This is a genomic window from Kineococcus deserti, from assembly GCF_050871945.1.
Taxonomy (GTDB): domain Bacteria; phylum Actinomycetota; class Actinomycetes; order Actinomycetales; family Kineococcaceae; genus Kineococcus.
On record NZ_JBJLSI010000019.1, the window covers coordinates 57,795 to 78,537 of the forward strand.

Genomic DNA, 20,743 nt, shown 5'->3' on the forward strand with positions numbered 1-20,743 from the left:
TGGCCGCCCCTCAGGTGCCCATGTCGGGGTCGGTGCCGCCAGCGCCCGCCGCATTGCCTGCAGCATCGCCGCCCGCCGCAGGTGTCGGCGCGGGGGCGGCGCTCGCGGCCGGCGGGGCAGGAGCGGAAGCCGGCGGAGAAGCAGGCGCCATGGACTGGGTCGAAACTCCGCCAGCACCGACCCCAGCAGCGCTGCCGGCGCTCGCGGCCGACCCGGTGGGCACCAGCTCACCGGGGCAGGAGGCCAGCACCCCGGCGATGGCGTCACGTTCGGCGGGGGTGACCCACAGACCCCAGGTCGCCTTCAGCCCGACCTGGCGGGCGACGTAGGCGCAGCGGTAGGACCGGTTCGGCGGCAGCCAGGTGGCGGCGTCCCCGTCGCTCTTCTGCCCGTTCAAGGGACCGTCGACGGCCAGCAGTTCCAGGCCGTCGTTGGCGAAGGCGACCCGCTTGGCGCTGTCCCACTGCTGGGCGCCCTTTTGCCAGGCGTCGGAGAGGGCCACGACGTGGTCGATCTGCACCGCGCTGGAGGTGTCCTGCCCGCGGATGAAGGCGATGGTTTTGCCGCTGTAGGGGTCGGCCAGGGCGCCCGAAGCGACGACGCAGTCGCGGGTGCCGGCCTTGAACGTCTCGCCGGTCAGGTCGCGGGCCAGGACGTCGTTGCGGCTGTCGCAGCCGTTGCGGTCGGTATCGACCCATCCCTCGCCGAACTGCTCACGGCTGTACCCGGTCTTCGGCGCCCGGCCCTTCACCTTTAGCCTCGCCAGCACCGCCACGGCGGTCTGCCCATGCTCGCCATCGGCCGGGCTTCCCGCGGCGCTCGCGGGCGGTGCAACGGTGGTGGAGGCGGGAGAGTCGGAGGCTGGCGTGCTGAAACTCGTCGTGGCCGGCGTGCTCGCGCTGACGGTCGCAGAAGCAAGCTCGGCGGCCGGTGAGGTGTTCGGGGTGCACCCGGCGAGTCCGAGCGCCGCCACCGCGCTGACAGCAGTCACGGCACCCCAGTGGAGCCTCCTTGGCCACGTCGTCACTGATCCACTGTTGCAGCTGACACGACACCCGGTTGGGTTGCGGTGATCAGCGTGTCCGTTATGGGTGGCGCGGTCAGTAAGTCGTACTGGCTGGAGTCGGTGCTTATTGCCCAGCTTCCTCCCATGGTGTCGGCCTTTGGATGTGGTCGGGTCAGTGACCCCGGCGAGCTCGTGGCGCTCCGGGCCGCGCTTTCACGCACATCGCGGGATGACCGCGTGGTCTTCGAATGCCGCTGCCGGTTCGCGGGTGAGGTGAAGCCGTCCCGCGGCGGCCGTCGTTGCGGCACGGTGGGCGGATGACGCAACCGCTCCAGGACGTCCGGCCGGCCCGCTCGCTGACAACGCTCGTCGTGGCCGGCGTGCTGGTGGCGCTGATCGTGGTGAGCGCGTTGGTCTTCTGGCGCCTCACCCGTCCTTGCGGGGCCGGGGCAGGTGATCCCCAGAAGGCGGTGACCGGTGTGCTGGCCGCGCTGCAGGACAACGACGAGCGGGGGCTGTGCCAGCGGGTCAGCTTGGACTACCGCATCCCTGAGGACCAGGCGGTGGTACTGCGGGAGCGGGTGGGCGCTGCGGGCGGGGTGGCTGAGGTGAGGGTCGCCGAGGTCGAGGAGCAGCAGATGGGCAGCCTGCACGTCGTGGTGGCGACGGCACCCGACGGGGGGCTTGTCGGGCGGTTCCAGACGATCCCTGGTCAGCGCGGGGCGATGGTCGTGCGGGCCACCACCTCGGCTGTGACCTGGTGATCGTCGGAGGAGGGGCGAGGCTTTCCTGTTCGTGATCGCACACCGAATGCGGGATGACCGCGTGTTCTGAGCTGCGGCGCAGGAAAGATGCGCCACTAGGCTGAGGGCATGGACGGGGTCGCTAGTCGATGCGCGTCGTCGATGAGGATCATGAGCTGCCGTACTGCGAGCTGCGCCGGTGAGCGCGCTCGATGATCCGTGTTGTACTGCGGCGGATCGACGTGCCGGTGCCGTTCGATCCAGGCGACGTGTACGAGCTGCCTGCAGTGCCGCGCACAGGCGAGTTCATCTACATGGGCGACGAGATGTTGATAGTGCGGCACGTCGGCTGGCGCGTTCCTCCGCACACTACGGTCGAGGTGATCCTGCTGGTCGAGCGGGCGCCCGACGATGCGCAATCAGCATTTTGGTCACTGAACTAAGGCAGAGCCTGTCGGTGATGGTGGGGAGTGCACACGGAGTGCGGGATGAGCGTCAGGTGGTGCCTGCCTTCCGCAGCCACCTGAGATCACGAGGACATCTCTTCGTGATCTCAGGTGGCTGACGGGCTCACATCCGCCTGCGGCCGTGCACCGCCGCTGGCTACGGTCAGGTGGTGACGACCAAGGCGCCGGCAGTGGGCATGGGGTTGATCCTCCTGGCCCTGCTGGTGGTCATCGGGTGGTCGGTGTGGACCCCGCCCCCGTTGCGCTTCCTCACCCGCGCTGACTTGCCCACGTGCCCACCGGTGAGTGCTGACCAGCTCGCCGCGGCGCCGCAGATGGTGGGGGGTTGCCTCTTCGATCAGCGGGCCCGGCGCGAGGGCGCGGAGCTGGTGGTGACGTCGATGACCGACGAGGGCGACAAGGTGCGTACCTACTACCGGGTTGTGCCGCAGACTGCGGGGCTTGAGGTGTGGAGCGACATGAGCGGTGATCGCTACGGCGGTGGGTGGGAGCACCAGGTGTGCCCTGAGGCTGTGTCGCTGGCTGCTCTGGGTACCTGTCAGACGGCGTGAGGGTAGGACCGCGCTATGGCGGTGGGTAGGTGGGCAGCGGTGTCGTCACATCGGCCGGATGGCGGGATGACCGGAAGGTCGCTGGGGTTGGGGTGTCGCGAGCACCGGTCGAGCAGATGCGGGAAGTGGCCCTGTTCCTGGAGGCGGTCAGGGATGATGTAGCGCCGGGTTGCGCCAGTGCGGTGCTGATGACTGTCCCGAGCATGACCCGGTGAAAGGGCGGTATGAGGGTGGGCCCGGAGGTACGTGTGGTGAGCGGCGAGGTTGGGCAGCGTCGGCACCGCAGCACAGGTGGTGTGCACGCAGCCCAGCGGTTGCTGCCGGCTGCGGCTGATCCGGGTCTGCAGGCTTTGGCTTCGCTGGCGGCGCGGCTGCTGCACGCGGAGTCGGCGGAGGTGTCGCTGGTCACCGAGGTTCGCACCATCGCCGCCGGTGGTGGTGCTGCGGTCGGGCGCAGCGGGGAACGCACCGCGCTGAGTGAGGCCTTGTGCCCGCTGGCGGTACTGGCGCAGGCCCCGTTCGTCGTGGCCGATGCCGCTGGTGATGAGCGGGTGGCGCACTTGGGCCCGGTGCGGCGTGGGGAGGTCGGCGCCTATCTCGCCGCCCCGCTGGTCGCCGACTCCGGGGAGGCGGTGGGGGCGTTGTGCGTCTACCAGCCCACCCCGCGGGCCTGGACGCCGGGGGAGGTGCAGTTGTTGCAGGAGCTGGGCGACGCGGCCGCCGCGCAGCTGGAGACCGCCGCTCTCGTCCACGACTTCGCCACCTCGACCAGCAGCCCGGACACCGCCAGCGGCCTCGATGGCCGCGACGGCGCCAGCAGTGCAGGGCGGTTGAGCATCCAGCTGGGGCAGGTGGGCCGTTTCGCGCTGTCCCTGGCTGATGTCGCCGACCTGGAGGAGCTGGTCGCCGCCGTCGCCGAGGAGGGTCTGCCGCTGCTGGGCTGCAACGGCGGGTCGGTGGCCATGCCCGACCCCGACGATCCCCGCAGCAGCGACCCTACGGCTGACCCGGATGAGCGGTTCGTCATCGCCCGCCTCACCTCCAGCTACGGCTTCAGCGCGCAGGGCAGCTACGGGCGGTTGCCGCTGTCTACCCCGCTGCCGCTGTACGAAGCCGCCCGCACCGGGCGCACCGTGCTGGTAGGCAACGAAGCTGAGTGCCGGGCCTACTCGCCGGAGATGGCCGATGTGCTGGAGGCGACCGGCTCGATCGCCTTCGCCGCGGTGCCGCTGCGGGTGGGCGGTGAGGTGCGCGGGGTGGTGACCTGCGGTTGGGACCACCCCCAGCCCTTCGACGCCGCGCAACTGGCGTTGCTGGAGACCTTCGCCGCCCAGTGCGCCCAGGCCCTGGGACGGGTGCAGGCCCTGGCCGCTGAACGGGCCGCCGCGGCGGTGGCGGCGGGGATGTCGGAGGCGCTGCAGCGGTCCCTGCTGACCGCGTTGCCTGAACCGGACCATCTGCATCTGCTGGCCCGGTACGTCCCGGCGGCCGATCAGGCGCAGGTGGGTGGGGACTGGTACGACGCGTTCATGGTGCGTGACGGTTCTACCTGCCTGGTCGTGGGTGATGTCACCGGTCACGACCGGGAGGCGGCGGTGGCGATGGCGCAGGTCCGCAACGTGCTGCGCGGGGTCGCCCACGCTGTGACCCAGCCACCGGCGGCCATCTTGCGCTCCTTGGATTGGGCGCTGCGGGATCTGGCCGTGGGGGCGCTGTCGACTGCGGTGGTGGCCAAGATCGAGCAGGACGAGCAGGCCGCCGCCCGGGGGTTGCGCACACTGCGCTGGTCCAGCGCCGGTCACCCCCCGCCGCTGCTGGTCCATCCCGAGGGGCGGGTGGAGCTGCTGGAGCGGGCCCCCGACCTGCTGCTGGGGTTGGTGGTGGACACCGACCGGCACGACCACACCGTGATCCTGCCGCCAGAGTGCACGGTCCTGCTGTACACCGACGGGCTGATCGAACGTCGCGGACAGGACTTGCAGACCGGTTTGGCCCGGCTGCGCCAGACCGCGCAGGAGCTGGCTCACCTGCCGCTGCCGGAGTTTTGCGACGGGATCGTTGCGCGCCTGGCCGCCGGCAGTGAGGACGACGTGGCGCTGCTGGCGGTGCGCCTGCACCCCGAGGACCGCCCCCGCCCCGCCGAGGCCGGCCCGCAACGGCTCCCGGTGGACTTGACCCAGGAGACCCCGACCACTCTTTGACAGCGGCGAGTTTATGAGAGTGGCGAGGGGCATCACCGTGAGGCGCGCCTCGCGCGATGACCACATGTGCCGTGTCACGACATGACACGACTCGGCGGGATCACGCTGAGGGGTCAGGTTCAGGCGGCGAGTGGCGGACTTTGCTGACGGTGGCGGTACATCGCGGCGGCCTCGCGGAAGGCGGCCAGTGCGTAGCCGGGCACCTGCAGGCCCTTCTCGTGCGCCCACAGCAGCTGGGTCTCCAGCCGGGAGATGTCGCGCACGTTGCGTTCCAGCTGCTCGTCCAGGCCCAGCTCGACGATGACCCCGCCGAAATCGGTGCGCTGTTCGCGCGAGACCGCACCGACCAGGCCGTAGCTGCGCGAGCGCAGCAGCCGGGCCAGGTGCAGTTGCCAGCCGGCGATGGCGCCGGACTGGACCATCTCCTGGGCGCTGAGGCGGTAGAAGGCGAAGTGCCCGGGCTCCTGCACCTTGATGGCGTCCACCACGGTGCGCTTGACCGCGCCCTCGCCCATCTCGCCCAGACCCTCGCTCATGGCCTGGTAGGCCAGCATCGCCGACTTCTCCGTCGCCGCGCCGGTCAGGTAGTACAGCAACCGGATGACCTCGTGCACGACCGGCAGGTGCGCCAGCGCGCCCAGGACCCGCACCCGGGCGGGGACGTCGTCGGTGTTGGCGACCACCGGGGGCAGGCCCAGGTGCTGACCCAGGGTGTCCAGCAGGATGCCGTGGTGCTCCTCCTGCGGGCCCCAGACGTCGGCGTAGAAGGCGCGGTCGGTCTCGCTGACGCCCGGCAGCAGCACGGCCAGCTCCAGGACGTTGCGCTCGACCTCCATCTCCACGCGGGCCATGTAGTCCAGCACGTGCCCGAAGCGCTGCCGCACGGCGGTGGGGTCGGTGACGGTGTAGTCGGCCGAGGCCAGGTCGACCGGGGGGTGGCGTTCACCGAGGTGCTGGACGTGGTCGCGGATCCTGGTGGCGTCCACGCGGGGCTCGGACACGGGGGTGACTCCTTCGTGCGACGTGCTGGTGCTGGCGTTGCGGCAGTCGCGGGGTTGGTGCCGCATCTGTCCTTCGGCGCCGAAGGAGGGAAGGTTCGGTGTCCCTGTGGGGGAAATCGGTCTGGCGTGCGGCACGCTGGCAGGCCACGAGGGACGGAGCATCACCCGGGCCTGGTCTGGCCGGGGTGATGACCCGTCGCGGTGGGGTGAAGGGCTGTTGTGAAGGGCTGCGCTGTCGCACCCGCACAGCGACGGCGATGAGCAGATGAAACAGGGCCGATCAGGAGGCCAGGAACTCCAGCAGCACCCGGTTGAACTCCTGCGCGTGGCTGACGTTGATGCCGTGCGGGCCGCCGGCGATGACGTGCAGCCGGCTGCCCGGGATCGCGGTGTGGGTGCGGGCCCCGGACCCGGCGAAGGGCACCGTGCCGTCGCCGTCGCCGTGGATGACCAGGGTCGGGACGTCGACCCGCGGGAGGTCCTCGCGGAAGTCGGTGGTCCCGAAGGACTCCATGGCCTTCAGCGCGGCCTTGTGGTCGGCCTGCTTCGTCAGGGCGAGTGCGTCCTGGCGCTGGGCCTCGGTGACCTTCAGCACGCCGTCGACGGAGAAGAAATCGGTGACGAACCCGTCGTAGAAGGCGTCCTCGTCGGCCTTCAGGGCCGCCTCCATCTGCGCGGCCTGCTCCTTGGTCAGGGGCCCTTCGGGGTTGTCCTCACCCTGGGCCATGTACGGGGGCACGGCGGCGGCGAAGACGACGCTGCGCAGGCGCTCGTGGCCGTACCGGGTGAAGTAGCGCGCGACCTCACCGCCACCCATGGAGAACCCGACGAGCGTGACGTCGGTGAGGTTGAGGGCTTCGAGCAGGGTGTGCAGGTCCTCGGTGAGGGTGTCGTAGTCGTAGCCGGTGCGGGTCTTGTCGCTGCGCCCGAAGCCCCGGCGGTCGTAGGTGATGACCCGGTAGCCGGCGGCGGCCAGGGCCGGGACCTGCTCGGACCAGGACTCACCGGACAGCGGCCAGCCGTGGATGAGCACGACGGGGCGGCCGGGGCCGCCGGTGTCGTCGACGTGCAGGTCGGTGTCCTTGAACAGTCCGTGGTGGGCGGTGATCTCGGTCATGACTCCCCTTCGGAGCGGGCGCGGCGGTGGTCTGGTCCGGATCGATCGTTGGTTGGACGCTCAACCACTTCGCTGATCCTGAGGGAATCAGTCACGGACCGCCTGTCCAAACGGTTCAGTTTGCTCACAGGGCGCCATTCGGGCGATGCCCAGACCCCTCAGTCAGGCCTTCGCTACTCGCGGTCGCTTTAGCTGGTGTTGCACGGGTGATAACCGCGAGCAGCGATGGAAATCGGTACCGGACCCGTTCGCGTGCAGGGCGGTGCAGGAATCCTCGATCCCGCACCGCCCTACCAGGACATCAGTGCGTGCTGCGTCTGGCGTTCCTCGATGTGGTCTCCTGCTCAGGCAGGGTTATTGGACAGAACTACTGGACGGTGGCGGTGGCCGCGTCGGCCGCGGCCTGCGGCACGGCGGAGGTTCCGCCGAAGATCCATCCGGTGCCGCGGCCGGTGTAGTTGGCCTTGTGCTCGCTGAGGTAGGCGGTGGTGGTGGCGCCCGGGGTGCCGTCGAAGTCGAGGAAGAGCAGCGGCACTCCTTGCGAGCCGGCCACCGGCGCCGCGGCCAAGGCGTCGGCGGCGGTGGCGTCGGTCCCGCCGACCAGGGCCACGGACTGGGTGTCGAAGTTCTGGCTGCTGGTGGCGTAGTCGGCGATCTGGGTGGCGGTGTCCTGGCGGCTGGTTCCGCCCAGGCGCTGAGTGGCGTCGGCCTGGGTGTACACCGCCTCCGAGATCGAGCCGGTGCTGCCCAGCACCACCCGCTCGTCGGTGCCCAACTCCTCCAGGGCCGTCTGGGTGACTTCGGGCAAGGTCCCGGCTTCGGTGAGCAGGATCGGGTAGTTGCGGGCCCAGGCGATGGGTCCGGCGGCCAGGGCGTCGGCGGTGGCGGTGCCGGAGGCGATGAAGACCTGCTCGGGGGCGTTGCCGTTGGGGTTGTCCCCCTCTTCGGCGGTGCCGCCGGCTTCGGCGACCAGGGCCGCGGTCTGGTACCGGTCGGCGCCGGCGATGCGGGTGACGGTCTTGCCGGCCGCCTTCCAGGCGTCTTCCTGAGCGGTCGGGATGCGGTTGGTGCCGCCGATGATCCACACGTTGGCCGCGCCCAGCCGGTCGATCTCGGCGGTGGTGACCGCCGGGACCGCCGCGGTGTCGGTGTACAGGATCGGCGCGCTCTTCAACCCGGCCAGGTAGGAGGCGGTCAGCCCGTCGATGGTGGCGTAGCCGTTGACGATGACCACGTCGGTGGCCGCCCCGTCGGTGGGCTCGAGCAGCTGGGAGGCGGCCACGGCGGTGGCGAACCGGTCGGGCCCGGCGATGCGGTCATCGAAGGCGAACCCGGCCGCGGCCTGGGCCGGGACAGCGCCGGCGAGGGTGGCGCCCAGGCCGACGAGCACGGCCAGGCTGGCGGTGGTGAAGGACTTGTTCATGGGTGTTTTCCTGACGTATCGGGGGCGGGGGCTCAGCTGGTGGCGATCTCGCCGTTGAGGCCGGCGGGGTAGAACCCGCCCTGGCTGACGCCGGCGCCGGGGGTCAGGTACACGATGTTGAGGACTTCCTGCGGGGTGCGGCTGAAGGCGATCGCGTTCTCGTCGGCGGCGACGAGGTTGGCCCGGCCTCCCGACCCGACGGTGATGCCCTGGTCCTTGTCCGCGCCGGAGCCGTCCAGGGCGTCACGCGCATCGGAGATGAGGTTCGTGGGTGCGCTCAGGCCGTTCTCGTACAGCAGGGTGCGCACGATGCCGGAGTGGTAGGCCTCCACCGCCAGGATGCCGGCGGCGGCTTCGAGGTAGGCGGGGGTGGAGATCAGCGGCGCGGCGCCCTTGTAGGCGGTGACGCCGACGTCTTCGAACAGGAAGGCGCCGAGCAGGAAGAACGCCTCGGAGGAGAAGGGGTCGAACGTCTGGCCTTGCTCGATGACTCCGGCGGCCACGGCGGCGGCGGTGAAGGAGTCCTGCAGGTTGATCGCCGGGCGGGAGACCGCCGCGTTCCCAAGGGCCTGACGCAGGAACTTCACGTGGGCGATCTCGTCGTTGGCGATCTCCTCGGCGTAGTAGCGCATCGCCTTGGACTTGAATGGCACGCGGTGCCCGCCGGTGACCCCGCCCTGGGTGCCGGTGCCGGTGGCCAGGGCGTCGGCCAGGCCGTGGCCGTAGGCGGCGTAGCAGTAGAACTCCGCTTCCAGGTACTCCAGGTTCAGCGCGAAGTTCAGCACGCTGCCTTCGCTGGGCGCCTCGGCGGTCTCGGCGGCGCCGGCCGAACCGGCCGTGGCGGTACCGACGAGTCCGGCGCCGACGGCGCCGGCCGAGATCAGGCCCATACCGCGCAGGAAGTTGCGGCGGTCCGCGGGGGTCTCGGAGCTGCGGTTGATCATGTCGACGAGAAGGGTCTTCTTGAACATGGCCATCTTCCTGTCCGGGCACCGCCATCGGCGCCATCGCTGCACCACTGATCGGACTCAGCGGCCTATCGGCCACCGGAGCGCCTGCGTGGGCGCACCAGGTGACAGTGATCATTCGGATCAGGCGCGGTCAGGGATGGGTGCCGTGATCGATCCGAGGATGACTCTGCCCCATCCGAGACCCCGTCGCCACTCATAGTTATGAAGTGACTACCTAAAGTGGTCATAGTGCGGTCGCAGTGTCCGGTGATCGATGGACGGCTCATCCAGGGCGGTTCCGGCTCCGAAGAAGAGGAACGAGGTCGACGGCGCGGCGCGGTCGATCAGTGAGCCGAGGGGGTTGACGTGCATCGTCGAGCCGAGCAGGACGCCGGGGCGCCCGGCCCGGGGGGTCAGCGCCCGCACCGACGCCGGCAGGTAGGGGCGTCAGTGGTCGCGCGGGTGATGGCGGTGGTGGCGGGCCTGCTGGCCGGTGGCCTGACGTTGGGGGTGGGCACGGTGCTGGCATCGTTCCTCGCCCGCTCGGCCGATCCGGTGCTGGCCGTGGGGCAGGAGTTCATCGCCCGGACCCCGGAGTGGCTGAAGGAGTGGGCGATCGCCCAGTTCGGGCAGGCCGACAAGGCGGTCCTGCTGGGCAGCCTGTACGCGACCCTGGTCGTGCTGTTCGCCGGAATCGGCCTGGTCGCCCTGCGCCGGATGGGCGTAGGACTGGTGCTGGTCGCGGTGCTGGGTGCAGCGGCGGTCGGGGCCGCCGTGCACCGCCCGGACGCCACGGCGCTGAGCTGGCTGCCCACTACCGTGGGCACCCTGGCCGGCGCCGCGGCCCTGATCCTGCTCGTGCGCGCCGTGCGGGGAGTCACCCCGCGGCAGCAGGGGGCGCTGTCACGGCGGTCGGTGCTGTTCGGGGCTGTCGCTGGGGCAGCGGTGGTCACGGCCGGCGGCGGGGTCGGCCTCAACCGGTCCAACTCGGTGGCGGCCTCCCGCGCTGACATTCGCCTGCCCGCGCCGGCCTCGCCGGCGCTGGCGCTGCCGCCGGGGGTGGACTCGGCGCAGGGCATCACCCCGTACGTGACCAGCGCCAAAGACTTCTACCGGGTCGACACCGCCTTGTCGGTCCCGCAGGTCGACGTGGCGTCCTGGTCGCTGCGCATCCACGGGATGGTCCAGCGAGAGGTCACCGTGAGCTTTGCGGACCTGCTGGGCGAGGACCTGCACGAGCGGTGGATGACGATGACCTGCGTGTCCAACGAGGTCGGCGGCAACCTCGTGGGCAACGCCCGCTGGCTGGGAGTGCCGCTGACCACCCTGCTGGACCGGGCGGGCCTCGACCCGGCGGCCGACATGCTGCTGTCCACCTCCGTCGACGGGTTCACGATCTCCACCCCCGTCGCCGAGGCCACCGACGGACGCGATGCGATGATCGCGATCGGGATGAACGGTGAACCCCTCACCGACGTGCACGGCTTTCCCGCCCGGATGATCGTGCCCGGTCTGTACGGCTTCGTCTCGGCCTGCAAGTGGATCACCGACATCGAGGTGACCCGTTTCGAGGCCAAGACGGCGTACTGGACCGACCGCGGCTGGGCGCAGCAGGCGCCGATCAAGACCGCGACCCGCATCGACGTCCCGGCCTCCTTCGCCAAGGTCGCCTCCGGGCAGACCGTCCCGATCGCGGGCGTGGCCTGGGCCCAGACCCGCGGCATCAGCAAGATCGAGATCTGCATCGATGACGGGGACTGGATCGAAGCCACCCTGGTGCCCACCGTCAACGACACCACGTGGGTGCAGTGGACCTACGCCTGGGACGGCGCCGATCCGGGCAACCACACCGTCCGTGCCCGCGCCACCGACGGCACCGGTCAGGTGCAGACCCAGAACGTGGTCAAGCCCATCCCCGACGGGTCCTCGGGCTGGCCCAGCAAGTTCTTCACCGTCACCTGACGCACCCCGCAAAGTATTCCCAGAGTAACGGGCCAATCACTCCAAGTTACGATTAGGCAACGTTCCTCGTTGCTCGCACGGTCCGGCAGGCGCAGGCGGCTGGGGTGACGAACTCTCGAGGGACCAAACCTCTGACCGGCCAGCACCGAACACGAGGTGATGACGGCGTACCTGGCCGCGTTGGGCAGCTGCTCGAGCAAGTGCATGCGGCTGTCCATGGACGGGGTGAGGGCGCCACGCCCCGGCGAAGGTCGCCGGGGCCTGCACCACCAGCACTGAGGAGTGAGCACCAGATGATGACCTTGACGCGCAAGCGCACGTTCTCCGCCATGGCTCTGGCCGGCGCGCTCAGCCTGGGGGTCTCGGCCTGCGGTGGCTCGGACGACACCGCCGGCGAGGCGCCCGCCGACACCACGACCAGCTCCTCGAGCTCGTCGATGGCGCCCAGCCCGAGCGAGTCGATGACGTCGGACTCGATGATGGGTGAGGCCACCCCGGTGGGTCCGGGCTGCGCTGACTACGCCAGCCAGGTGCCCACCGGCGCCGGCTCGGTGCAGGGCATGGCCCAGGACAACGTCACCACCGCCGCCTCCAACAACCCGCTGCTGACCCAGCTGACCGCGGCCGTCTCGGGGCAGCTGAACCCTGAAGTGAACCTCGTCGACACCCTCAACGGCGGCGAATTCACCGTCTTCGCCCCCGTCGACACCGCCTTCCAGGCGCTGCCGGCGGACACGGTGGAAACACTCAAGACCCCCGAGGGGGCTCAGACGCTGACCACCGTGCTCACGTACCACGTCGTGCAGGGCAAGATGAGCCCGCAGCAGCTCATCGACGCCGGCGCCGTCCCCACCGTTCAGGGCGCCTCGGTCCAAGTCGCCGGCACCCCGGAGGCCATGACGGTCAACGGGTCCACCAACGTGATCTGCGGCAACGTGCAGACCGCCAACGCGACCGTGTACCTCCTCGACTCGGTGCTCATGCCCCCGATGTGAGCCCCCGGCGGATGCAGGACTGCGCCGGCGCCGAGTCGGCGCCGGCGCGGGTCTGCCTAGCGCTGGTTCCTTGCCAGCCGATGGGCAGATCCGGCGATCGAGGACCTGCTGGCCAGCGGGATGACCGTGACGTTGTGGTGCTACCAGGTTGACGTCACTGCTAGGCCCAAAGCGGCCGCGAGGGCGGTGCCGACGAGGGTGAGCAGACCGTGGCCGACAGCAGCGGCCCAACGACGCTCGCGCAGCAGACCGAGCGTCTCCCAGACGGCGGTGCTGAAGGTGGTGTAGCTGGCGCAGAAGCCCGTACCGGCCACTGTCCGCACTGCGCTGGGAACGCCGTGAGTGGTGACCAACCCGACGATGAGACCGAGCAGGAGACTGCCGGTCACGTTGACCAGGAGGATCGGCAGCCGGGGCCGGTCCGGCCACCGGCGTCGTAGGGCGGTATCGAGGCCGAAACGAGTCAACGTTCCCGCCGCACCGGCGGCCGCCAGAGCGACGAAGATCACGACCGTCCCTGCCCTGGCGTAGCACAGGGCGGTGTTCGCCGCCGGCTCCTGCGGTCCAAGCCGGCGGCCAACCCGGCGCCGACCCCCGCCAGCGTCAGCCCGGCCAGCAGGCTCGCGGCGGCGTACCCGACGGCCAGCAGGACGTCACCGCCACCGGTGAGCAGGTCGATCTCGACCGCCAGCGTGCTGTAGGTGGTGTAGGTCCCCAAGAACCCCGTCCCTACCCCGAGCCGGACCAGGCGTTGGGCTCCGACGTCGGGGCCGCGTCGGGCGAGGTGCTCGAGCAGGAAGCCCAGGCCCAGGCAGCCGCTGAGGTTGATCAGGAACGTCCCCAGCGGCCAGCCCCCCGCGGGGGTGGGCCACGCCTGAGTGACCTCGTACCGGGCCAGGCAGCCCAGCACACCACCGACCACCAGAACGGCTACGACCCTCACGGACAGCGGACCAGGACCTCCTGCTCGTGCGGTGTTCACTGCCCCAGGGTGCTCTCCGGGGTGGTGCTTCCCGGCCCCGCACCTCCCCGCGTGGGGTCGCTGCCGCGCGCCGCGGCCCGGGCGCGGACTCGCAGCAGAACCCCACCGACGATGGCGGCCAGCAGGGAAGCACTCAGGACGCCGACCTTGACGTGCTCATCCCGCACGCTGCCGGCGCCGAAGGCCAGCTCCCCGACGAGTAGGGCGACGGTGAAGCCGATGCCGGCCAGTGCCCCGGCCGCGGTGACGTCACCCCAGCGCAGGGAGGCGTCCAGGCGGGCGCTGGTGACCTTCGTGGTCAGCCAGGCCGCGGCGGTGATGCCCAGCGGCTTGCCCAGCACCAGCCCGGCGATGATTCCCAATGCGACGGGGTCGGTAAAGGAGGCCTGCAGACCGGCCAGGCCACCGACGGTGACCCCGGCGGAGAACAGCGCGAAGACGGGGACGGCGATGGCGGTGGAGAACGGCCGCCAGGTCGCCTCGAAGCGCTCGGACAGCTGGTGGGCAGGTACGACCAGGCCGAGCAGGACCCCGGCGACGGTGGCGTGGACGCCGGAGGCGTGCACCAGCGCCCAGGTCACGATGGCCAGCGGCAGCAGCAGCCACCAGGAGGTGACGCGCCGCTGGACCAGCACCGTGAACAGCGCCAAGGGGATCAGGGCGAGCAGCAGCGGGGCGGGGGCCAGGTCGCTGGTGTAACCGACGGCGATGATCGTGATGGCGATGAGGTCATCGACCACCGCCAGGGTCAGCAGGAAGATCCGCAGAGCCGGTGGCAGGCCGCGACCCAGGACGGCCAGGACCGCGACGGCGAAGGCGATGTCAGTGGCGGTCGGGATCGCCCACCCGCGGGCGGCGTCACCGCCGGCGCCGCTGATCGCGGTCACCAGCAGGAAGGCGCCAGCGGGCACGAGGACCCCGCCGATCGCGGCCGCGACGGGGACCAGCGCGCGGCGGGGGTCGCGCAGGTCGCCCAGGACGAACTCGTGCTTGAGCTCCAGGCCGACGACGAAGAAAAAGACGGCCAGCAGCCCGTCGGCGGCCCAGGCACCCACCGACAGGTTCAGGTGCAGCGACTGCGGTCCGAAGGTGGCATCGCGCAGAGCGGCGTAGGTACCCGCAGCTGGGGAGTTGGCCCAGATCAAGGCGGTGACGGTGGCGGCGACCAGCAGGGCCCCGCCGACCGGTTCGCGGTTCAGGAAGCGGCGGGTGCGGTCCCAGGCGGTGCCGGGGCCACTGCCCCGGGCGGCATCGCTGGGGTCGGTGGCGCCCAGCGAGGACTGGGAGGGCTGGTCAGGGTGGGACGAGGACACGAAGGTGGGTTCCTCACGGGAGAAGACGGCAGGGGCTCGCGCCGCAGGGCAGGGCGCGGGTGGCCGTCCCGAGCGCACCCAGCGCACACGGCTGTGCGGGGTGAGGTCGGGGCAGAACCGTGGAACGGCGCCTGGGCGGCGCCGCGGCATCAGCGGTTCTGCGACGGGGCCGGCGGGCAGCCGGCCATCTCTCCGTGAGCGTTGGTCCCCCAGGAGCTGACCCACCCGTTGGTGCCGGGGTGGCGGTCGGCGCCTGGCTGCACGCGCGAGAGCGCTGCGACGCGCTGGGCGCGGCGCAGGAAGCGCGGGCAGGAGCTGGTCATGGCCTCTTGAGAGTAGTCGGCAGCGACTGTCCTGACCTGGCGGACATCGACATGACCGCGACGTCCGTGACCGTGAAGTCGAGGCGGGCACGGGTGATCCGCCGGCGGCTTTCGGGATGCTCGCTTGGCCGTACTGTCACCGGTGTTTTGCGGAGTGACAGGTTCTCCCGGGGCCCTGCGTCAGGTCAGCCGGCGCGGGTGCCGGGTCGCTCGTGTATGGCGCCGTGGATGAGGTGCAGCGGTGGTGGCGTACCGGCGTCCTGGAGCGATCCCACGCTGCGGGGTGGGCGTGGCGGGGTGGGTCGGGCGCCGGTGGCGACGGGCTGGCTGCGGGCGGCGGGCGCCTGGTGGACGGTCAGGTTGTGTCCGGTGAGGGCGGCGGCGTAACCGGCGAGGTAGCCGAACATTGTGGCCGCCGGGATGGCGGCGATCAGCAAGATGGTGCGTTCGGCCGGGCGCGCCTCGGCCAGCAGCGGCAGCAGCGTGAGGGAGGCCAGGGAGGTCAGGCCGACGGTCAGGGCGCGGCGGGTGTTGATGCGGGGCACGGTCGCCGTCTCCTTCGTGGGTGCTGAGGTGGTGGATGCTGCTGGGCCGCCGGCGCGCAGGGCCGGTGCGGGCTGGTGGTGCTGACTGGTCCTGCTCACTGACACTGCTCACTGACTGCGTACTGCTGTGCGGAGCGTCATTGGTCCGCGCGAGGTCGGCGCCATGGCGGCGCTCGCGGCCGAGCCTGCCACAGCGGGTGCCTCGGGGCGATATCGCCTCACGTCGGTATCCGGAGCAGCGGATCAAGCTGCGGTCGTCGGAGACGTCGGCGCACTCCTGCGCGCTGAACACGCTTCCGTGCCACCAGCCGACTGCACCGGCGGCCACGTCCAGGTCCACGTCCAGGTCCTCGGCTATGACTCGGGTCAGCCCTTGCACCGCGGAGCGATCGTCGGCGGCCTTCTCCGCCCCCGGGGTGCCATCGCGTCTTTCTTGGAGCCCGGCACCCTCGGCGGGGACGGCGTGGCGATGATGCTGCCGGGGAGACTCTTCACGGCCGGTGCAGGTGAGCGCACCGGCGCTGCGTGTGCGCATCAGTCGACGTCAGCTGAGGATGACTGCCGCGCGCTGATCCCAGCGCCACACCAGCGCACCCATCCTCGCGTGGACCTCGCAGGCTCCTTCGTGCCCAGCCGGGAGCGCACACTCCACGCGGAAGCCGTCCATGCCGGCCTCGGCGCGCCCGCTGAGCCACGCCTCCTGGTACTGCACGGCGTCCGAGCCGACCATCAGGCTCTGGTGACGACGCTGGCCCCCCTAAGAGGGGACATCCAACTCGCGGTATCGGGCCGCGACCGCAAGGATCCGGTCCTATCCCTTGGACCGTTGGAAGGTGCGCGCGTGAGGTTGTCCCCCCTGGAGCGGCTTGTCCTGGACGCCGCTGCGGCCGGTCTTGTCGTCGTGGACTTCGCCCATCCTGACGGGGAGGTCAGGCAGGTGTACCGGCGGCTGTACGTCGAGGGACTGCTGGCGGTTGAGCACTGGCAAGACGACGACCTGCCGTGGAGCGTGGAGTTGACGACCGAGGGCCTGACGCAGCTGTGGGCGGCCGTCCAGGCGTGAAACCCACGCCTCGGACATCGGCAATATGTGGGTGATAGCGGTGCTCAGCAACCGGCCTCAATTCAGCGTGTGCGGTGGGCAGGCGGAGGGCGGATCAATCGAGCTGGAGCACTTGGGTGGGTCCTCAGGTGTCCAGCAAGGTGGTGAACACCGCATCGCAGGTTAGGCAGCAGTAGGTCAGCACGGTGCCGGCTTGGGTGCGCTGTGCCCCCAGGAGGTGGTGGGGGAAGGGGGTAGCGCAGCGGGGACAGGGTGCCTGCTCTCCGCACGTGTCTTCCCTGTGCGCTGGCAGCGGCGGGGCTGTGGCTGCGGGCTTTGCCTGCTCTGCTGGCATCTGGTGAGTGTGCCTGCTCGATCGCCGCGCGTCAGTGCATCGATCGAGCGGATGGCAGAAGTCACCTCATGCAGGTGCTGGCGGTATCCGTAGATGACTTCCTTCCAGCGGACGGGTCTCGGCAGGGCCGTGAGGTCGCCGAGGCTTACGACGGCGTCTTGACCGAGCCGACCGCCAAGAGGTCGCCGCCGTTCTCGGGTCGCGTGCGGAGACGGGGTGGCGGAAGCTGAGGTGGTGCCCGCGGGCGCACAGCGTCGAGAACTGGAACCCACCGGGGACATCGGCCGCCAGCCAGGAAGCAGCCGATGAGCCAGGACATGACGCTCACCGTGACCAAGGTGATCCACGATGACCCTCAAGGGTTGCGGCACCTGGAGATCGCCGCTGCGATGGAAGGTGATCTGCGGGCGCAGGCCAACAAGCGCGGCATGGTGGTGGACAGCATCAGCGACGCGCTGGTGCAGCCGGCCCTGACGGGGCCTGGTGGTTGATGACTCGTACTGCCCTGGCTCATGTGCCCGGCAAGTGGGCGAAGGCGTGAGTGGGTGGTGTGAGGCCGTAAGAAGTCCGGTGGTTGATCCGGCTGCCGCCCCCGCGGCCCACGGTGCGGGCCAGCACCTGGGACACACCCTTTCGTGGTGAGCAGGCGAGCGGCCAGGAACGCCGCGTCCGGCACGCACGGTGCCGTTACGCGTGCGATAGTGAATGCTGGTGTCGAAACGCTGGCCCTGTGTGCATCAGGGAGGCTTGACCCGTTGGAGCGATGGGCAGTTTTTGAGGAGTCGGCTCGACAGCAGGCCAGGGCCCGGCAGGTGGTGGCTCGGGCGCAGGCCTGTCGCCGCGCCATCCAGGATTCCGGGTCCAACCGCTTGTTCACCACCCGGGCCGCTTGCGCCGGGACCCGGCAGGGGAGTCGGCTGCTGATTGTGCAGTCGGTGTCGCTGCGGCTTGGCGCCCCGAACGCCGCACCGTACGGAACCCCCGCCGACGTGATGGCGGCAGCTCCTGCAGGGCCCACCGGGCTTGGACCGCACAACGGCTAGGGCCTGACCGCGTTGCGGCGGGTGGATGTGAGCGCGCTGCAGGGTTTTGGTCGTCAGTCTGTCAGGAGCCGTAGCGGCCTTCCTGGGCGGCGGCGTGGGGCATCACTGCGCTGGCTTGCCGGTCCGCCGGGCGAACTCGCGCCGAACCTCATCTGCGACGCCTGAGCGTGCAAGGTATGCCGACGGTAGGAGCGTGCGGTTTTGCTTGCATCAGTCGAGACCGGCTCTCTGAGCGCCTTCGCTCGGGGTGCTGAGGTTCTGCTCAGCTCGTCGGGCAGGGGCACAGGGTCTGCTCCCTCATCGCCATGTGCGTGAAATTGCTGAGGGCAAGGGGTGTGTTCAGCAGCTGCTGCTGGCTCTTCGGCTCACCAGTTCTCGGTTGTTGGCCTGGCTGCCTTGGGAGTGGGCAGGGAGTGCTTCACCGTTGCGTCCCTGCCTGCTGGGTGCTGCGTTGACTCTGCGCGGCGCTCGCGATCTCGCCCTGTGCGTCGTGGTCGAAGCCCCGGTCTCGGTGGGACGCGTGTACTCCAGGAGTCCTCGACGAGGGGCACTTGTTGCTCTCGGGCGGCGGGTTTCGGTGCGCTCCTGGACGCCGGAACCCGGCTTCGCGTGGACGCTGCGAGAACAGGTCGGGCAGAGCCGGGTGCGGTGGCGAGCTGGTCAGGCGCAGGTGGTGGTCAACGCTTCGGGGGTGACCGAGGTGGGACCGCCCAGGATGATCTCGCTGCTGATCTGGCTGTTGGCCACGTAGGTGGCCAGTGACAGCGGGGTGCACTGCTGGGGCAGCAGCAGCATCGGGGCGGCGTTCAACGCTGCGGCCGGCACGCCGGCCAGGGCATCGGGGAAGTTGTCTCCGCTGGCCACCAGGGCGGTGCTGGCCTGGGGGAAGACGGCGGTGGCCACGGCGGCGGAGGTGTCGTACCGGTCGGCGCCGGCCAGGCGGGTCAGCGAAGCCTGCGGTGATCACTAATGCAAAGATCATGTCGATGGCCCAGGTGCCCCGTCCTTCAACTCGCGAGTTCGGCGGGCTGGGTCGTGTTCGAGCCGTGCGGGAGAACCGATGAGGTTTCTCGGTGACCTGGGGGCGTCGTCACGGGGTGAGGGACGTTACCGGTCCCACGACCGCGGTGGCCAGGCGCAGTTCGGTACCGGCGGGGGTGGAGGGCAGTACCCCGATGCGCAGCGCGCTGACGCGGTGCACACCGGTGGCCGGGTCGTCCTGCACGTTGACCGTCAGGGTGAGCACCGCCGCCAGCGCGGACATCACTGGAGCCAGCGCCGGTCCCACCGCGCTGATCGCTGGGGTGAGCGCAGCCACCAGAGTGGGCACCGCACCAGTGGGGGCGGCGAACAGGGCGGTGTTGACCACGGCCCCCAGCGCGGGCAGCAGCACACCGGTCAGGCTGCTGAGCAGGCTTCCCACGGCGGCGGCTCCGTCGAGACGGATGGTGCCGCTGCCTTGCAGCAACCCACCCAGGGTCGAGTCGATGGCGAGGACTTTGGGTGTACCGATCCCCAGGGCAGGCGGCACGCTGAGGCGCAACTCGACGGCAGCGGCGTTCAGCACCGCGGTGAGCCGCTGCTGTACCTGCGTCTTCCACGTGTTCAGCAAGGTCGTGGCCCGTGCGGGGACGGCGGTGCTCAACGTGGTCAACGCCAGTTCGGTGTTCGGCGCCTGCCCGTTCAGGCCTCCGGACCCGGCGAGCAGGGCCGCCAGGTCCACGGTGACCAGCCCAGTGCGCAGGTCCAGGGTGACCACCCCGTCCGAGAGCGGGGCCAGCAGTTCGTTGCTGAGGGCGGTCAGGTCCAGGGTGATGTTCACCGTGCTGGTGCTCGTGGCGGCCGAGCCTGCGAGCAGAGGTGCTGCGACGTTCTTCAGTGTTGACTGCAGGCTGGTTTCCAGCCCGTCGACGGTGCTGGAGAGCACGCCCAGCTGGGTGGTCAGCGTGGTGCCCACGGCCTTGACCGCCGGGACGGCGGTTCTGAGGTTCAGCGTGGCGATGCCGTAGCTGCGCTCGGGCGAGGCGGCGCCGTTGGCCGCCTGGCACCCGTCGATCGTGGCGCGGGCTCCGAGGGCCCCGACGTTCAGCCTGACTCCGGCCAGCGCGGCCGTGGCGGGGGCCAGTTTGGCCAGGTCGAGGCTGGCGGCGTCCCCGAGCGTGCTGGCGCTGCCGAGGGTGAGGGCGCCGGTGTCGGAGATCAGGCCGGCCGCGGCGGTGGCCTTACCGTCGCTGCCGGCGTGGGCGTACTGGGCGTAGGCGCCGAGGTTGGTGCCGGCCAGCGGCAGGGACAGGACGCCGGTCAGGTCTGTGGTCAGGGCGGTGTTCAGGGCGCTGACGGTGAGGTTGTTGCGGAACGCGTCGGCGCCGGCCGGGGTCGTCGTGGCGGGGACCGCGGTGGCGCCGGTGCCCGGGTTGGTCGCCGACACCCCGGCCAGGTCCACCAGCGGGGACAGGTCGCGCCCCAGGAGGCGGCCGGTGGTCATGCGGGCCTGGCTGGCGCTGGAGTAGCGCCCCGGGGTCGTGCAGTTCACCGGTCCGCCGATCACCGGTCCGCCGACGGTGAAGGTGGACTGCACCATTTCGCGGTCGGTCCAGGACGCCTCGGTCGTCCCGAGGAGGTCGCTAGCTGTTCGAAGGTGCGTCACGCCGAGCAGAGCGGCCAGGGCCGTCGCGACCGCGGCGGTGGCCGCGCGTCGACTGATCGGGTGCCGGCTCACTACCC

At 70.6% G+C, this 20,743-nt stretch carries 20 protein-coding genes; 9 read left to right on the forward strand and 11 right to left on the reverse strand.

Translation table 11 applies throughout. The annotated features are described in order from the left end of the window. Window positions 1-10: 10 nt before the first annotated feature. Window positions 11-775, reverse strand: coding sequence for an HNH endonuclease family protein (locus ACRYR2_RS15180; protein ID WP_432563721.1), 765 nt, complete (start codon window positions 773-775; stop codon window positions 11-13). A 91-nt stretch (window positions 776-866) separates the two neighbouring features. Between ACRYR2_RS15180 and ACRYR2_RS15185 the strand changes: the two genes are divergently transcribed. The 5 genes from ACRYR2_RS15185 (at window position 867) to ACRYR2_RS15205 (ending at window position 4,968) form a co-directional block, all read left to right on the forward strand. Beyond that, on the forward strand, window positions 867-1,073 hold the full coding sequence (locus tag ACRYR2_RS15185; RefSeq protein WP_432563722.1) for a hypothetical protein: 207 nt from the start codon (window positions 867-869) through the stop codon (window positions 1,071-1,073). Window positions 1,074-1,323: 250 nt separating this feature from the next. Beyond that, window positions 1,324-1,770, forward strand: a complete 447-nt coding sequence (locus ACRYR2_RS15190; RefSeq protein WP_432563723.1) for a hypothetical protein — start codon at window positions 1,324-1,326, stop codon at window positions 1,768-1,770. Window positions 1,771-1,991: 221 nt separating this feature from the next. Further along, the gene (locus ACRYR2_RS15195) at window positions 1,992-2,192 is read left to right on the forward strand and encodes a hypothetical protein (protein ID WP_432563724.1); all 201 of its coding nucleotides are present in this window, start codon (window positions 1,992-1,994) and stop codon (window positions 2,190-2,192) included. Window positions 2,193-2,365: 173 nt separating this feature from the next. Further along, the gene (locus tag ACRYR2_RS15200) at window positions 2,366-2,767 is read left to right on the forward strand and encodes a hypothetical protein (RefSeq protein ID WP_432563725.1); all 402 of its coding nucleotides are present in this window, start codon (window positions 2,366-2,368) and stop codon (window positions 2,765-2,767) included. Between the two features lie 296 nt (window positions 2,768-3,063). Next, the gene (locus tag ACRYR2_RS15205; RefSeq protein ID WP_432563726.1) at window positions 3,064-4,968 is read left to right on the forward strand and encodes a SpoIIE family protein phosphatase; all 1,905 of its coding nucleotides are present in this window, start codon (window positions 3,064-3,066) and stop codon (window positions 4,966-4,968) included. 119 nt (window positions 4,969-5,087) lie between these two features. On the opposite strand, the gene ACRYR2_RS15210 is transcribed toward ACRYR2_RS15205, so the two are convergent. The 4 genes from ACRYR2_RS15210 to ACRYR2_RS15225 form a co-directional block, all read right to left on the reverse strand. Beyond that, on the reverse strand, window positions 5,088-5,969 hold the full coding sequence (locus tag ACRYR2_RS15210; protein ID WP_432563727.1) for a GTP-binding protein LepA: 882 nt from the start codon (window positions 5,967-5,969) through the stop codon (window positions 5,088-5,090). Between the two features lie 280 nt (window positions 5,970-6,249). After that, window positions 6,250-7,086, reverse strand: coding sequence for an alpha/beta fold hydrolase (locus ACRYR2_RS15215; protein ID WP_432563728.1), 837 nt, complete (start codon window positions 7,084-7,086; stop codon window positions 6,250-6,252). Between the two features lie 367 nt (window positions 7,087-7,453). Continuing rightward, the gene (locus tag ACRYR2_RS15220) at window positions 7,454-8,509 is read right to left on the reverse strand and encodes a cell wall-binding repeat-containing protein (RefSeq protein ID WP_432563729.1); all 1,056 of its coding nucleotides are present in this window, start codon (window positions 8,507-8,509) and stop codon (window positions 7,454-7,456) included. Window positions 8,510-8,541: 32 nt separating this feature from the next. Next, window positions 8,542-9,480, reverse strand: a complete 939-nt coding sequence (locus tag ACRYR2_RS15225; RefSeq protein ID WP_432563730.1) for a ferritin-like domain-containing protein — start codon at window positions 9,478-9,480, stop codon at window positions 8,542-8,544. 429 nt (window positions 9,481-9,909) lie between these two features. On the opposite strand from ACRYR2_RS15225, the gene ACRYR2_RS15230 reads away from it, so the two are divergent. Next, entirely contained in the window at window positions 9,910-11,421 is a 1,512-nt protein-coding gene (locus ACRYR2_RS15230; protein WP_432563731.1) for a molybdopterin-dependent oxidoreductase, read from the forward strand. Between the two features lie 296 nt (window positions 11,422-11,717). Continuing rightward, window positions 11,718-12,416: a fasciclin domain-containing protein gene (locus tag ACRYR2_RS15235; RefSeq protein WP_432563752.1), complete on the forward strand. Its 699-nt coding sequence runs from the start codon at window positions 11,718-11,720 to the stop codon at window positions 12,414-12,416. A gap of 140 nt (window positions 12,417-12,556) precedes the next feature. Here ACRYR2_RS15235 and ACRYR2_RS15240 read toward each other — a convergent pair whose 3' ends face one another. From ACRYR2_RS15240 to ACRYR2_RS15255, 4 genes are all read right to left on the reverse strand, one after another. Next, window positions 12,557-12,925, reverse strand: a complete 369-nt coding sequence (locus tag ACRYR2_RS15240) for a fluoride efflux transporter FluC (protein WP_432563732.1) — start codon at window positions 12,923-12,925, stop codon at window positions 12,557-12,559. Next, window positions 12,922-13,359, reverse strand: coding sequence for a FluC/FEX family fluoride channel (locus ACRYR2_RS15245; protein WP_432563733.1), 438 nt, complete (start codon window positions 13,357-13,359; stop codon window positions 12,922-12,924). The genes ACRYR2_RS15240 and ACRYR2_RS15245 overlap by 4 nt, the downstream gene beginning before the upstream one ends. 35 nt (window positions 13,360-13,394) lie before the next feature. After that, window positions 13,395-14,711 (reverse strand): Na+/H+ antiporter NhaA, encoded by a 1,317-nt coding sequence (nhaA, locus tag ACRYR2_RS15250; RefSeq protein WP_432563734.1) that lies wholly within the window; start codon window positions 14,709-14,711, stop codon window positions 13,395-13,397. 508 nt (window positions 14,712-15,219) lie between these two features. After that, complete coding sequence (locus tag ACRYR2_RS15255; protein WP_432563735.1) at window positions 15,220-15,678, reverse strand: hypothetical protein; 459 nt, start codon at window positions 15,676-15,678, stop codon at window positions 15,220-15,222. Window positions 15,679-16,420: 742 nt separating this feature from the next. Between ACRYR2_RS15255 and ACRYR2_RS15260 the strand changes: the two genes are divergently transcribed. Together ACRYR2_RS15260 and ACRYR2_RS15265 are read left to right on the forward strand one after the other, a co-directional pair. Next, window positions 16,421-16,642: a hypothetical protein gene (locus ACRYR2_RS15260; RefSeq protein ID WP_432563736.1), complete on the forward strand. Its 222-nt coding sequence runs from the start codon at window positions 16,421-16,423 to the stop codon at window positions 16,640-16,642. Between the two features lie 639 nt (window positions 16,643-17,281). Then, window positions 17,282-17,467: a hypothetical protein gene (locus ACRYR2_RS15265; RefSeq protein ID WP_432563737.1), complete on the forward strand. Its 186-nt coding sequence runs from the start codon at window positions 17,282-17,284 to the stop codon at window positions 17,465-17,467. A gap of 1,212 nt (window positions 17,468-18,679) precedes the next feature. On the opposite strand, the gene ACRYR2_RS15270 is transcribed toward ACRYR2_RS15265, so the two are convergent. After that, the gene (locus ACRYR2_RS15270) at window positions 18,680-18,967 is read right to left on the reverse strand and encodes a cell wall-binding repeat-containing protein (protein ID WP_432563753.1); all 288 of its coding nucleotides are present in this window, start codon (window positions 18,965-18,967) and stop codon (window positions 18,680-18,682) included. Window positions 18,968-19,109: 142 nt separating this feature from the next. Further along, window positions 19,110-20,738: a choice-of-anchor G family protein gene (locus ACRYR2_RS15275; RefSeq protein ID WP_432563738.1), complete on the reverse strand. Its 1,629-nt coding sequence runs from the start codon at window positions 20,736-20,738 to the stop codon at window positions 19,110-19,112. Window positions 20,739-20,743: the final 5 nt, after the last annotated feature.

Excerpts from the sequence above, each read along its gene's own strand:
- ACRYR2_RS15190 (WP_432563723.1), top strand. The coding sequence starts at position 1,324 with ATGACGCAACCGCTCCAGGACGTCCGGCCGGCCCGCTCGCTGACAACG.
- ACRYR2_RS15215 (WP_432563728.1), bottom strand. The coding sequence starts at position 7,086 with ATGACCGAGATCACCGCCCACCACGGACTGTTCAAGGACACCGACCTG.
- ACRYR2_RS15220 (WP_432563729.1), bottom strand. The coding sequence starts at position 8,509 with ATGAACAAGTCCTTCACCACCGCCAGCCTGGCCGTGCTCGTCGGCCTG.
- ACRYR2_RS15225 (WP_432563730.1), bottom strand. The coding sequence starts at position 9,480 with ATGTTCAAGAAGACCCTTCTCGTCGACATGATCAACCGCAGCTCCGAG.
- ACRYR2_RS15235 (WP_432563752.1), top strand. The coding sequence starts at position 11,718 with ATGACCTTGACGCGCAAGCGCACGTTCTCCGCCATGGCTCTGGCCGGC.
- ACRYR2_RS15265 (WP_432563737.1), top strand. The coding sequence starts at position 17,282 with ATGAGCCAGGACATGACGCTCACCGTGACCAAGGTGATCCACGATGAC.